Genomic DNA, 14,267 nt, shown 5'->3' with positions numbered 1-14,267 from the left:
AGAAAAGCTGCCATTACGAAACGTGCAGCCTAGGCTGCACCTGAGAGCAATCCTTTCCGGTTATCATAAAACATCCTATCGGGAAATCCTTATGACAATGGAAAAGCTGTTTTGATAATCAACGGTGGAGCTTTCTGTCAGGAAATCCATGTTTACTGAAAAATCAATCAGAAAAGCTTTCATCAGACAGATAGAAATCCACTGCAGCTGTTTGATTCATATCCGATGCATAAGCGATAGGAAACACATTTGATTTCATCCAACGCGTGAACAAGTGCTGCGTTAGCTGTAAAGCTTTATTTCTTCCTCCAGGCGTTCCATGGAATGAACCGTTATAATACCCGATTTATAATCCAGAATCCCATCCCTGATCAATGTATGCACAACCCTGTTGATGCTGCGTATATTGGAGCCCGTTCCCTCTACCAGAAGATCCTTGGTGATCGTGAGGTCTTTTTTGCACAGGGTGTTGTAAATCATATACATAATCCTGTATTTCAGGGGGTAAAAGGCATTTACTCTTTCCCGTTTACTGCAATCGTAATTCCTCTGTGCAATCAACGTCGTAATATATAAGGTAAATGCATTATCTGCACGCAGCCATTTTAGAAATTGTGCATTTTCCAGCTTCAGCACCCTGCATTCCGTAACGGCTTCCACGGTGGAGACGGTCTCTTTATCAATGAGTGCCTCCAGCTCTCCGTAAATCGTCACACCGGTATCAATATCCTCTATGTAGACATTTCCATTGATTTCAGAGTGATAGTTTTTTACAATTCCGTTCAACAGGATGTAGATGCAGTCACTTTTTTTATTCTGTTCCATCAGCTTATCCTGAAAGGAATAGGTCTGTTCCTGAAAATGAGAGCGGATATCGGCAGGACAGGCGGCTATAAAGGTTGTCAGATCAGGTTTCATACGTACCTCCAACGTGTATCATATGTATAATATCACAGATTATATAAGTATTTCCATGCGAATCAGAACATGATTTTATTTCTGCCCTGCTCGAGATAGCTTTCGTACCATTCTATCAATCCGGCAATGGAGAGGATGAATTGAATAATCACCAGAATCAGCATGATAAAATAGCCGTTCAGGACATAAATTACCATGAAGAGAAGATTGCTTATAATCCATAAAATCCAGTTTTCATACAGCTTTCTGCTCAGCCAGTATTGAGCGATAAAGCCAAGGATAGCTGTCAGACTGTCCAGGATGGCATTCTGAGCATGCAGGATATTGATTTCCACATAACCCCATACAGCCCACAGAAGTAGGATGATCGCAATCCAGAGAAGCTGCCCCTGTCTGTTTAAGCCGGATGTTTTTGTGCTGTTGCCGTCATCCCCCTTTCCCCAGTAATACCATCCATAGATATTGAAGATGACCTGAAAGCAGGCCAGAATCGCCAGTGCGTATAAGCCTGTTGTATAATAGATATACAAATATGCAAGCACGGTGATAATACCAAATATGAAGTTTGAAATTTTTTCCTTTGATAGCAGCCATACATTGATAATGCCCATCACCGAGGCGAAGATTTCAATGAGGCTGGACTTTATGCTGTAGCCTGCAAGGATGCAGAGCAGACAGGATAGTATGGCAAAAATCGGGCTTTTGGTTAGTTCGGTTGACTTCTTAATGATATTCATATGGGCTCCTCCTATAATTCTTTGATGAATCTTCCAATCAGAATCATCGCTTTGTCAGAAATGCTCTGACAATTCTCCATTACCTGTTCATGTGTGATTTCCTGATCGGAATAGGCGGCTGCCGGACATGGAACACCGGATAAGGCTAAAACCTTCATCCCGCAGTGATTGGCGATGATAACCTCCGGAATGGTGGACATTCCGACAATATCGGCGCCCAGTCTTGCCGCCATATAGGTTTCCATGACGGTTTCATAGCTCGGCCCCGAAAACATTGCATAAACGCCTTCCTTCAGTTCAATGTGTTCCTGTGCTGCAAGCTCTTTTATCTGCTGTATACAGTCTCGATCATATGGATAGGCAAGGTCGGGAAACCGCTCTCCGTATTCCTCTAAATTTTCTCCGATCAAAGGATTGAAGCCGGAGAAATTCAGATGGTTGCGAATGACGAATAAATCCTGTGCCTTTACGGATTCACCGGCCTGCCCGCTGCAGTTTGTAATGATGATGGTTTCTACACCAAGACGCTTCATGACACGAACAGGAAGTGTTACCCTGCTGGGTGAATAGCCTTCATAGCAATGGCATCTTCCTTTCATGACTACCACCTCTTTCCCCTGTATTCTCCCGATGATCAGGGTTCCTTCATGTCCTGCGACACCGGGCACCGGGAAATGGGGGATATCCGCATATCGGTACTGCTCAGGTTGTTCGATCATATCAGCAAGCTGATGATATCCGGTCCCTAAAATGATTCCGATTGCGGGAGTGTAGTGCGTACGCTTTCTGATATACTCGTACGCTTCGTTGATTTCTTCTCTTACATGCATTGTCTGTACCTCGCTTTACATATTTACGACCATGGACATTATGCCAATTTGTGATAGCGTTTTCAAGGACATTTGTCCACGAGTTTATGTGCTGTCTGTATTCTGCCGGATGCTGCACAGCAGACTCTTCGCAAACTATCTATCCGTTTTATTGAGCTGTGGATTTGCATGGCACGCGTATGAAAAGCATACAGGAGGCTTGCGTTGGCTTCGTCTATGCAGATTGAATTCAATAAAGCAGCAATCGTCAGAAATAAAAAACTGCACGGTGCCGGGTATGTAATGCAGGAAAAAAAGGACACAAAAATAGGATATATACCAAGCTACATGAGAGGGTATATATCCTTTTACTTATCATTCAGCAGTATAGCTCTTGAAAAGTCTACTGCGGATTCTCTGCCATATCCGCATAGCGTATGTTTTCCGAGGTATTGATCTTCGGAGTATTCGCATACAGATCATTCAAATTAAACGTAAAGCTGTTCATCTGCAGCTGTCTGCGTGCCGCATCATAGGCATTCACAACCGCATGCACCTCATCCCGGCTGAACAGATACACATTGCTTACACCAAGGGACGGATCCAGACTTGCCACATACAGGTCTTCATAGACACCGTTATCACTGGTGATGGAGGAAATCGTCCATGGCTTCAGCTCATTCAGCTCACCGGATACAAAATCCGCAATCTTCTCTGCCGGCATATTGGTGATAATGTAATTCGGTGCAATATCCATCAGATCATTCACCTTGGTTAACCCGTTTGCGGAGATCAGCTTATTGATGATTGCCTTGATAATGCGCTGCTGTGCACGCTCTCTTCCGGCATTGTCATAGCCCTTGGTCTTACGGTGCCGGGAATAGGCGAGCGCCTGCTTGCCGTTTAAGTGCTGCTTGCCCTTATTCAGACAGATCAGGTCCTCTTTCTTAAAGCTTCGATTTTCATCCTGTTCACAGAAGTCAATTTCCACATCCACATCAATACCGCCGATCGTATCGACAATTTCAATCAGGGAATTGAAGCTTACACGGGCATAGTAATCAATCGGGATACCGAAGAAGTTCTGTATCGTTTCCACACTGTTTTCAATCCCGTCGTTTCCGGTATGCGTCAGCTTGTCGTTTTTATAATCGTAGGCGGCATTCGGTATGTAGCCGTCTCTTGGCAGAGACACCATATCAATGTGATTCGCCTTCGGATTGACAATCAGAATCAGATTCGTATCACTTCTTGTCTGCTGGTCCGGACTTCCCATATTATCAAGTCCGCTCAGATAGACGGTGAAGGTATCCTTTGTGACATCGATATCGGGACCGCTGGCGGCATCATTTTTCTTTTTGTAGGTCTGAATGATATCCACACTGTCCGCAAAGCCGTCAATATTGGATTTGGACATATCATAATAGGAATCGGAAATAACAAAGGCATTCACCGTTTCCAGATTCAGATCGCTGTACAGCGTTGTATAATCCAGCTCTTCCTTGGGCGTGGTATTGCCAACCTCGCTGTCCAGCTTTTCCCTTGCATAGGCGGCATTTTTCTTATCGACGCCCTTCTGATAGCCGATCGTTTTGCCTTCCAGCTGGGAAAGGGAATCAATACCGCTGCCCTTTTTCACGACCACATAGATTTCCGTGGTGGAGCCTGCCGCATTTTTGCTCATCTTATGCAGCGTGCTTCGTGATTTATCCAGAAAATATCCCCCGGTACCGATAACCACCGTCAAAAGAAGGATAAACAGACGCTTGACGATCACAGCCCACTTGGGAAGCTTCTTCATGGACAGCATAAATAATATAAGGAACAGAATCAGCAGAATACCTGCGGCTGCCATCGTCCATTTCACCGGAAGGATGCCAAAGGTAAATGCTATGGTAAAGGATACGATTCCCACAATCAGAAACACCAGCAGAAACAGCAGGTCAATCGTGCGGGTATAGTATCGTTTCGGTTTTTGTTTTGCCATATGTATCACACCTCAGTTAGTCAGTCTACATTATAGTATAAACAAATTTAAAATACTATGGCGGATTTCTGAAAATTTCGTAATAACTATAGAGTACCATGCCGTTTTGGGTTATAATTGAAGTTGTTTTCTAAAGAAAAGGAAGACAAAGTATAGTATAATAGTCGAGAAGGTAAATAAGAGGTGATGTTGTGTCGTTTTTAGATCAATTGAATGAGCATCAGTTAGAGGCAGTACAGTGTGTGGATCATCACCTGCGGATCATTGCGGGGGCAGGAAGTGGAAAGACCCGGGTGGTAACGACCAGAATTGCATATCTGATCAATGACTGCGGAGTATATCCGAATAAAGTATTAGCCATCACCTTTACGAATAAGGCGGCTAGAGAAATGAAAGAGCGAGTGGAAAATCTGCTGGGAGATGTAGCCAAGGCGGTTACGATTTCCACCATTCACTCCTTTTGTGTGCGTCTGTTGCGGGAGGACATTCTGGAGCTGGGATATCCGAGGAATTTCACGATTCTGGATGCGGATGACCAAAAGAGCATTTTGCGGGATGCCTACAAGCAGATGCATATCGATGTCAAAAGCTACAGCTACAACAGTGTGCTGTCGTACATAAGCAACAACAAAACGAATTTTATTGATGCCGCAACAGCCAAGGCGGGTGCCGGCAAATGGGCGGGTGAACAGATCAAGGCCGATGTCTACGAGTTTTACGAGAAGCGCCTGAAGGAAATGTATGCGCTGGATTTCGATGATCTGCTGATTTTTGCCCACCGTATATTGAAAAGCAAGGAAGAGGTACGCGCAAAATGGCAGCGCCGCTTCACGTATCTGCATGTCGATGAGTTTCAGGATGTCGATAATCTGCAGTATGCCATCATCAAGCTGCTGGTAAAGGAAGGCAGCTATCTGTGCGTGGTCGGCGATCCCGATCAGACGATTTATACCTGGCGTGGTGCACAGGTGGATATCATTATGAATTTTGAAAGGGATTTTCCGGACAGCCATACCGTTGTGCTGAATGAGAACTACCGTTCCACCCAGCAGATTCTGAACGGTGCGAATGCACTGATCAAGAATAACCGCAACCGTATCGATAAGGATTTGTTCACCCGTGTGGAGAGTGAGGATAAAATCATTCATTTCTCTGCTATGGATGATGCAAACGAACCGGTCTGGGTTGCCAGCAAAATCATGACGCTGCATCACGATCATGTTGACTATCGGGATATTGCGATTTTGTATCGCTCCAACTTTCTGTCAAGAGGTCTGGAAAAAGTGCTGCTGGATTTCCATATTCCGTATCGCATCTATGGAGGTGTGCGCTTCTATGACCGTGCGGAGATCAAGGATGCCTTAAGCTATCTGCGTCTGTTGGCTCCCTTTGATGAACAGGATCCCAAGGCGCTGTACAAAAATCTTGCCGTCAAGCGCGTCATCAATTCTCCGAAGCGAGGAATCGGTGCAAAGACGCTGGAAACCATCGAGCTGCAGGCAAACCATGATGAAACGAATATGTATGATGTCCTGTGCGAATATGAAATCGGAAAGGGCAAGGCAAGAGCCAACATACAGGCGTTTGTTGCGATGATTGAGGAATGCCGCATGCTGGTGGATACTATCAGCATCGATCAGCTGCTGGAGAAGGTGCTGGAGGACAGCGGTTATCTGGATATGCTGCGGGAAGACAAGGAAATCGAGCGTCTGGAAAATATCAAGGAACTGATCGGGGATATCTCGGATTATGTGGAAGCACATCCGGAGGGTACCCTGAATGAATACCTGCAGGAAATCTCCCTGTATTCCGATAAGGAGGAACAGGAGAACGGGGACTTTGTACAGCTGATGACGATTCATGCCGCAAAGGGTCTGGAATTTGATAATGTCTTTGTGTACAGCCTGTGCGAGGGAATCTTCCCGAATGAACGCTCTGTGGGAGAAGGCGGACAACCGGCGCTGGAGGAAGAACGCCGTCTTGCCTATGTTGCCTTTACACGGGCTAAAAAACAGCTGTTTTTATCCGACTCCTACGGCTACAGCTATGTACTGGATAAAATCAAAACAACCTCCCGGTTCATCAAGGAGCTTCCCGAGGACTGTATCGAGGATGTCGGCGCAAAACCGCGGAATACATTTTCCAGCGATGTCGATACCTTCAGCGGCAGTGACTTTCTGTCCATGCACAGCAGTGACATGGTACAGCATCGTCCTCAGGAAAGCAGCGGCTATGCAAGACAGGCCGAGCGAAAATTAAGCGATGTACGCATTGCAGATTCATTTGACGGAGCACCAATCATAAATGAGGATAGGAAACCTAAGAAAAAGGGTAAAATAAGAAAAGGCGATCTGGTTCATCACGAAAGCTTCGGAGACGGCGTTGTCATCAAGCTGGAGGAACAGCTGGCAACGATTGCCTTCGAACAGAAATTCGGAATCCGAAAGATCAAGATCGACCATCCGGCTTTATCGAAAAAATAGGAGGTTTCTAATGAGTCAGCAGAGGATTTTAGAATTACGAAGTATATTGGACAGGCTGGCGTACGAATATTACGTACTGGATCAGCCAAGTAAAAGCGATCAGGAATATGACCGCTATTATCAGGAGCTGGTGGCACTGGAGGATGAATTCCCACAGTACCGCGACCCCAATTCCATTACGCAGCGCGTTGGCGGTGTCGTACTGGATGCATTCACGAAGGTGGAGCATAAGCGCACCATGCTGAGTCTGGGCAATGCCTTCAATCTGGAGGATCTGCATGCCTTTGACGAGCGTGTGCGGGAAGTGGTGCCAAACGCACGCTATGTGGTGGAGCTGAAAATTGACGGACTTGCCATGTCCCTGATTTATCGCGACGGGCGCTTTGTACAGGCACTGACCCGCGGAGATGGGGTTGTCGGTGAGGATGTTACGCACAATGTCAAAACAATCCCATCCATTCCGATGCATATCCCGCTACAGGGTGAGGTGGAAGTGCGCGGAGAGGTGTATATGCCCAATGCCAGCTTTCAGATGCTGAATGAGGAACGGGAAAAGAACGGGGAAGAACTGTTTGCGAATCCGCGAAATGCGGCGGCGGGAAGTATCCGTCAGCTGGACAGCTCGGTTGCGGCAAAGCGTAAGCTGGATGCCTTCTGGTATTACTTTGTGAATGCACAGGAATACGATATTCATTCCCATGAAGAGGCACTGCAGAAGATGAGTGAAATGCATCTGCGGGTGAATCCGCTTCGTAAGGTGTGTGAGCGCATCGATGAGGTGTGGCAGTTTATCGAAGAAATTACAGAGCAGCGAAATGATCTGCCCTACGCGATTGACGGTATGGTCATCAAGGTGGATGATCTGGACGCACAAAATCGTCTGGGCTCCACGGTCAAGGTGCCGCGCTGGGCGATTGCATATAAATTTCCTGCCGAAGAGGTTATCACAAAGCTGCTGGATATCGTGGTAACGGTTGGAAGAACGGGACGTATTACTCCGAATGCCGTACTGGAGCCGGTGCGGGTTGCGGGTACAACGGTATCGGCGGCACAGCTGCACAATGAGGATATGATTAAGGAAAAGGACATCCGTATTCATGATGATGTCGTGGTACGCAAGGCCGGAGATATCATACCGGAGGTCGTTCGACCGCTGCTTGAGCGAAGAAACGATACGCAGGCGGTTTACCACTTTCCAACGCACTGCCCGATCTGCGGAAGTGAGCTGGTACGCTTTCCTGAGGAAGCTGCCCATTACTGCATCAATCAGGACTGCCCCGCCCGTGTTGTGGAAAGCATGATTCATTTTGCGAGTCGGGATGCGATGGATATCGATACACTGGGTGATAAGAAAGTGGAATTTTTCCATAAGCAGGGCTTTTTGAATACCATTGAAGATATATACTGCCTGAAGGAGCATCGGCAGGAGCTGATCGATCTGGAGGGCTTTAAAGAAAAGTCGGTAGATAAGCTGCTGGATGCCATTGAGGACAGCAAGCAGAATCCGCTGGAGGATCTGATCTATGGACTGGGCATCCGCCAGGTCGGCAAGAAAGCCGCAAAGGTTCTGGCAAAGCATTTTCTGAGCATGGATGCACTGATGGCAGCGAATGAGGAAGAGCTTGTGGCAATCAAGGATATCGGACAGATTACGGCAGAGAGCATCACCGCCTTTTTCCATGAGCCGAAGAACATGGAGCTGATTGCCCATTTAAAGGGCTATGGCCTGCGGATGGATACCGAGGCTGAGCAGATTCAGGAAAGCTCATTCAGCGGCAAAACCATCGTACTGACCGGTACGCTGACGCAGATGACACGAAATGATGCCAAGGCGTTGCTGGAATCTCTCGGGGCCAATGTCAGCGGCTCTGTTTCCAAAAAAACCGACCTTGTCATTTACGGCGAGGCGGCCGGCAGCAAGCTGACCAAAGCGAATTCCCTCGGTGTCATGACGATGGATGAGGATACCTTTATGAAAGAGGTGAACGGAAATGAACAGGAAACCTAGAGCAGTACCGATTCTGCTTCTTTGCAGCTGTATGCTGGTACTCGGCGGCTGTAATAAGGAAGATAAAAACAAGGCGGACAATGATAAAAGCAGTGAGGAAACAAAGGCCATCAACGAAGGGGAATACTCTGCACTGCTGCCGTTTTCAGTGAGTGATGCGGGGCAGAAGCATGCCCAGATGCAAACCAATCTGAGTGATACCCTGACCATTGGTACAGGGCTGATGGAGCTTTCCAAGGAATATTTCTCCAGTAAGACGTATGCCTTTCGGGGTGGAAAATATCTGGATTACAATACACTGGATGCCTCCGCGGATAACAGCGGACTGCTGGGGAGAACGAGCAAGAAAAATGCAAACGGTTTAAATCCTGCAGTGGGTGATGTATTTCCAACCGATGACGGGGATAAAAAAATAACAGCCAATGATGTGCTGCTGCTGGATATCTTTGAATATGACTGGTATCAGAACAAGGAGCTGAAAGGGCTGTCACTGGCGCTCGTATTCAATGATAAAATCGGTACGGAACCAAAGGAGGCAACCATCGACAGCGATAAAATGAAGCTGTATGGCGAGGAATGTGCGCGTAAGCTGGTTAATTATCTGCGAAAGGCAAAGCCGGAAATCGGAAACAACACACCGATTTATGTAGCGCTGTATAATACCTCCAGCGATGATGCGACGCTGCCGGGAACGTACTTTGAGGAAGCCTATTTTGAATCCAAGACCAATGCGGAATTCAAGGCGATCAATGAGAAATGGGCATTGTTTCCGACAAGCACGGCAACCAAGCTGGACGGGACAAACGCAACCTATTTCGACCGCTACAAGGCGAGCTTTCAGGATTTTCTGGGACAGGATATCGACATGATCGGCAAAGGTCATTTCATGGATAATGAGCTGACAGATCTGCGCATCAATGTGAAGCTGCATGCCAAGAGTGCGGATGAGGTCATTGCGGCGGTGCAGCTGCTGGATGAGCGGCTTTCCATCTTTTCCAGCAATAATTTTAAAATCACGGTCGTAGTCAAGGCGGATGATGTAGATGTCGCCACCATTACGAGAAACAAGGGTACCAGCAGTACGGTTGCACAGACACTGCTGTATTAATCCGGAAATAGAAAAGAAGAATAAAATGAATTTCGTAGGAACTGTTGCTACGCCTTTTCAAGATTTTCATGCAACGGTATAAATAAAAAAGGGAAGATCGAAAAGAGATGTGACGGTATTGAACAAAACGCATTCTCTTTTTCAGAAACCTGAATCGCACAAGGCGAAGGAATGGAGGCAATCATGGAAGAATTTAGTGCAGAATATTTCAAGAAGCTGGCACATGACATCATGTTTGATCTGAATGATGAAGAGGTCAGTGAGCTGCAGGAGGAATTTAAGGTTTTGCTGCAGCAGATCGAGCTGCTGGACGGCATTGATACAGAGGGTGTTGAAGAAATGATCTACCCGTTTGAAGCAGAAACGACATTTCTGCGTGAGGACAGCGTAGATAATGTAATATCACAGGAAGCCGCGCTTCTGAATGTGAAAAGTGCAAAAGCAGGGCATGTACATGTGCCAAAGGTGGTGAAGTAAAATGGATTTTGAAAGAGCGAGAAAGCAGGACGTGGAGGGCCGCGTTTACGAGGCTTTGGAAAAAGCGAAGGAAGCACAGGCGCGTTTAAATGCTGCTGTTACCTTTGTAGACCCGAAAGAGCAGCTGAAGGAGCTGGAAGCAATCGGCGCAGATGCAGCGATGTATGGCATGCCAGTTGTTTTAAAGGACAACGTGAATACGAAGGGAATCCGTACCACGGCATCCTCCCGCATTCTGGATAATTATATCCCGGTATACAATGCGCATATCGTTGATAAGCTGCAAGCTGCAGGCGCAGTTGTAATAGCAAAGGCCAGTATGGATGAGCTGGGCATGGGCGGAACCAACCGCAATGCCTACACAGGACCAGTTAACAATGCCTGGGATGAAAGCAGAATTTCCGGAGGAAGCAGCGGCGGCAGTGCAGCACTTGTAGCGGCTGGAGTCGTTCCGTTTGCCATTGGTACGGATACCGGTGACAGTGTGCGCAAGCCGGCCGCATACCAGGGGATTATCGGCATGAAGCCAACCTATGGAAGAATCTCCCGCTATGGTATCATTCCGTATGCATCCAGCCTGGATCATGTGGGTTATTTTACCACATCCGTACAGGATACAGCGGTTGCACTGGAGGTGCTGGCTGGTCGCGATGACCGTGACATGACCTCATCCAACCGTGCAGTGGAGGCCTATGCTGCTAACCTGAATCATGACCTTCGCGGAAAGCGCATTGCTGTTTTGGATAATGTACAGGAGGCGGTTGCGGATCCTGCAATCCGTGAGAATTTTGACGCTTTGATGAAGAAGCTGGAGGCACGCGGTGCTACTGTTACACATGTGCGCATGGATGATAAGCTGATGAAGGCACTGATGCCTACCTACTATATTATTGCGAATGCCGAGGCTACAGCCAACCATTCCAATCTGGATGGAATCCGTTTTGGTATGCGTGAGGCTGGAGAAAACGTGGAGGATGTCATGATCAACACCCGGACAAAGGGCTTCTGTTCCTATGTACGCAAGCGTTTTGTCATCGGAAGCTATTCTCTGTTTGTGGAAAATCAGGATAAGATCTTCCGCAAGGCGCAGAAGGTTCGCCGCCTGATTGTGGAGGAGCTGAACCGTGTTCTTGCCAACAGCGATGTTGTCATTGCCTCTGCTGCAGGAACAATCGCGCCGCTGGCAGAGGAATCCAAGGATTCTCATCTTGGGGCAGATAACAATGTGGCTGAAAATCATATGGTGCTGGGCAACTTCTCCGGATATCCGAGCATGACCATGCCGACCGGCTTTGCGGAAGGTATGCCGATCGGTATCAATATGACGGCGAAGGCATTTGATGAGCAGACATTGTTTAATATCGGACTGGCGATTGAAGAGGAAACAGGATTAAAAGGTAATGATGTGGAGGTAGACGCATGAAATACGAAACAGTCATAGGGATTGAAATCCACTGCGAGCTGAAAACCAAAACAAAAATGTTCTCAGGGGCACCGACATCCTTTGGAGAGGTAGCGAATACCTGTGTAAATGAAGTGGATCTGGGACATCCCGGAACACTCCCCTGTGTAAATAAGGATGCTGTGCGTCTGGCAATTCTGGCCGCAACGGCATTGAAGTGTGAAATCGATCCGCTGGTGAAGTTTGATCGCAAGAACTATTATTATTCCGATCTTCCAAAGGGCTTCCAGATAACCCAGCAGTTTCACCCGATTGGCTCCAACGGTGTCATCACCATTAAAACGGATGACGGGGAAAAGGATATCCGCATCAACCGTATTCATATGGAAGAGGATACCGCTAAGCAGTTTCACAGCGATGCGGGGACACTGGTAGACTACAACCGTGCGGGAACACCGCTGGTGGAAATCGTCAGTGAACCGGATATCCGAAACGGGGCAGAGGCAGCTGCCTATGTGGAAAAGCTGAGAAGTATGCTGTATTACCTTGGAGTCAGTGATGTTAAAATGGAAGAGGGAAGCATGCGCTGTGATGTCAATGTTTCCATACGTCCGCAGGGCAGTGAAGCTCTTGGTACCAAAACCGAGGTCAAGAACCTGAATTCCATTTCCAATGTACAGAAGGCGATTGATGCAGAGGTGGCACGTCAAAGGGAGCTGCTGGAAAACGGTGAGGAAGTCGTACAGGCAACCCGTCGTTATGATGAAACGCAGAAAACAACGATTCTGATGCGGAAAAAGGAAGGAAACGTGGACTACAAGTTCTTCCCGGAACCGAATATTCCACCGATTCGTCTGGATGCGGCATGGATCAAAGACATTCAGGATAATATGGAGGAGCTTCCGGATGAGCGTAAGGCACGCTATATGCACGATTATGCACTGAAGGAATACGATGCTGATGTACTCGTTGCCAATCGTGAGCTGAGCAACTTTTTCGATGAGGTATGTCAGTATACAAAGAACTATAAGAAGGCAGCAAACTGGGTGATCGTTGAGGTTACAGCTGCATTGAATAAGGCAAATATCAAGCTGGTGGATAATCCGTGTAATCCAAAGCATCTTGCGGATATGGTAAATATGGTGGATGCCGGTGAAATCAGCGGCAAGCAGGCAAAAATTGTGTTTGAGGACATCATGCAGGGCAAGGATCCGAAGAAGGTCGTGGAAGAAAAGGGTATGAAGCAGATGAGCGACAGCAGTGAGCTGCTTGCTATGGTCAGCGCTGTTCTGGATAACAACCCGCAATCCATTGAAGACTTCAAAAACGGTAGGGACCGTGCTGTCGGCTTCCTGATTGGTCAGGTAATGAAGGCCAGCAAGGGACAGGCGAATCCGGCGATGACGAATAAGCTGATTCAGGAGGAGTTGAAAAAGCGCTAGCATTCTGTTGCGCCAGCCGGTGATGAGGCCTGCGAGCGTAAGGCACGGATGCTATGCGAAACACCGGTTTATATATTGCAGGGTAGCTTTTGAAAAAGCCTGTCTGTGAAGCTGTCAATTTTAGGAAATCGTAAGAAGATTCCCGCTGTAATTCTCGCGGTTTTGTGTTATACTGGTAAATGTGCTATACTAGAAACACAATCGTGTAATCAGGCATGACTCCTAAGGAGTATGCTCATTGTCTATATAGTCAGGAGTGAACCCCATGAGTAAAAAGAAGAAAAAAACAAAAGCAGGCGGCGGAAAGAGCAAGATACTATACTGGATTGCCGGTATTGTTATTCTGATTCCTGTACTGCTGCTTGGATGGATTTATCTGAGTGCCAAGGAGAGCAGCGGAAGTCCTACGGTCGGCAGCCGTTTTGACAATTCACTGAATCCGGCCATAACAGAAGAGCAGCTGGACAAGGTGAAGTCCGCAATGAAGCTGGATGGTGTTGAAAGCGTTGAAGTCAATTTGATCAGTGCTACCTTGCGTATCAATATTGATACAAAGGATGATGCCAGCAGTGCCAAGGTGAAGAGTATTATGAATGAAGCCTATGATAAGGTGAATGATATTCTTCCTATCAAGAAGTATTTTACAAATAACGATTCCGATAAGATGTATGATCTGGAAGTGCATGTTTATAATTTCATTCCGGATGACAAGCATTCTGCGGATGATCAGATTTATAAGATCAAGACGAAGACAGCGGCAGCGAAGAAGCCGAATGTTTCTACACCTTCATCTCCGAAAAATAAATCCGTCGCAGAAAAGCTGTTAAAGCAGCAGGAAGAAGCAGCTAAGAAAAACAAGTAAAAGGGCGGCCTGCCCTTTTTTCAATGAGGTGAGA

11 protein-coding genes are annotated in these 14,267 nt (G+C 47.0%); 7 read left to right on the top strand and 4 right to left on the bottom strand.

Annotated elements, in window-relative coordinates; genetic code table 11:
* Nucleotides 1–282 precede the first annotated feature (282 nt).
* The 4 genes from ACG3M1_RS17955 to ACG3M1_RS17940 all read right to left on the bottom strand — a co-directional run bounded on the left by ACG3M1_RS17955 (nucleotide 283) and on the right by ACG3M1_RS17940 (nucleotide 4,451).
* On the bottom strand, nucleotides 283–918 hold the full coding sequence (locus ACG3M1_RS17955) for a Crp/Fnr family transcriptional regulator (protein ID WP_008818825.1): 636 nt from the start codon (nucleotides 916–918) through the stop codon (nucleotides 283–285).
* Between the two features lie 62 nt (nucleotides 919–980).
* Nucleotides 981–1,655 (bottom strand): nicotinamide riboside transporter PnuC, encoded by a 675-nt coding sequence (gene pnuC, locus ACG3M1_RS17950; protein ID WP_008818826.1) that lies wholly within the window; start codon nucleotides 1,653–1,655, stop codon nucleotides 981–983.
* 11 nt (nucleotides 1,656–1,666) lie between these two features.
* Nucleotides 1,667–2,485: a purine-nucleoside phosphorylase gene (locus ACG3M1_RS17945; protein ID WP_008818827.1), complete on the bottom strand. Its 819-nt coding sequence runs from the start codon at nucleotides 2,483–2,485 to the stop codon at nucleotides 1,667–1,669.
* A 382-nt stretch (nucleotides 2,486–2,867) separates the two neighbouring features.
* A complete protein-coding gene (locus tag ACG3M1_RS17940) occupies nucleotides 2,868–4,451 on the bottom strand; it encodes an LCP family protein (RefSeq protein ID WP_395814377.1) in 1,584 nt (527 codons plus the stop codon).
* Nucleotides 4,452–4,642: 191 nt separating this feature from the next.
* On the opposite strand from ACG3M1_RS17940, the gene ACG3M1_RS17935 reads away from it, so the two are divergent.
* The 7 genes from ACG3M1_RS17935 (at nucleotide 4,643) to ACG3M1_RS17905 (ending at nucleotide 14,233) form a co-directional block, all read left to right on the top strand.
* Nucleotides 4,643–6,934 (top strand): ATP-dependent helicase, encoded by a 2,292-nt coding sequence (locus tag ACG3M1_RS17935; protein WP_008818829.1) that lies wholly within the window; start codon nucleotides 4,643–4,645, stop codon nucleotides 6,932–6,934.
* 10 nt (nucleotides 6,935–6,944) lie between these two features.
* Complete coding sequence (gene ligA / locus ACG3M1_RS17930; protein ID WP_009270933.1) at nucleotides 6,945–8,942, top strand: NAD-dependent DNA ligase LigA; 1,998 nt, start codon at nucleotides 6,945–6,947, stop codon at nucleotides 8,940–8,942.
* Nucleotides 8,926–10,050, top strand: coding sequence for a CamS family sex pheromone protein (locus tag ACG3M1_RS17925; RefSeq protein WP_008728486.1), 1,125 nt, complete (start codon nucleotides 8,926–8,928; stop codon nucleotides 10,048–10,050). The genes ligA and ACG3M1_RS17925 overlap by 17 nt, the downstream gene beginning before the upstream one ends.
* A 183-nt stretch (nucleotides 10,051–10,233) precedes the next feature.
* Nucleotides 10,234–10,527, top strand: coding sequence for an Asp-tRNA(Asn)/Glu-tRNA(Gln) amidotransferase subunit GatC (gene gatC, locus ACG3M1_RS17920; protein WP_002607587.1), 294 nt, complete (start codon nucleotides 10,234–10,236; stop codon nucleotides 10,525–10,527).
* A gap of 1 nt (nucleotide 10,528) precedes the next feature.
* Nucleotides 10,529–11,950, top strand: a complete 1,422-nt coding sequence (locus ACG3M1_RS17915) for an amidase family protein (protein ID WP_002607586.1) — start codon at nucleotides 10,529–10,531, stop codon at nucleotides 11,948–11,950.
* Nucleotides 11,947–13,371, top strand: coding sequence for an Asp-tRNA(Asn)/Glu-tRNA(Gln) amidotransferase subunit GatB (gene gatB / locus ACG3M1_RS17910; protein ID WP_142419882.1), 1,425 nt, complete (start codon nucleotides 11,947–11,949; stop codon nucleotides 13,369–13,371). The genes ACG3M1_RS17915 and gatB overlap by 4 nt, the downstream gene beginning before the upstream one ends.
* A gap of 265 nt (nucleotides 13,372–13,636) precedes the next feature.
* The gene (locus ACG3M1_RS17905; protein ID WP_002607584.1) at nucleotides 13,637–14,233 is read left to right on the top strand and encodes a hypothetical protein; all 597 of its coding nucleotides are present in this window, start codon (nucleotides 13,637–13,639) and stop codon (nucleotides 14,231–14,233) included.
* The last annotated feature ends 34 nt before the right edge of the window (nucleotides 14,234–14,267 follow it).

The organism is Clostridium sp. 10cd* (assembly GCF_044336395.1).
Taxonomy (GTDB): Bacteria; Bacillota_I; Bacilli_A; order Erysipelotrichales; family Erysipelotrichaceae; genus Clostridium_AQ; species Clostridium_AQ innocuum.
This window is presented reverse-complemented; position numbering and strand designations above follow the sequence as displayed.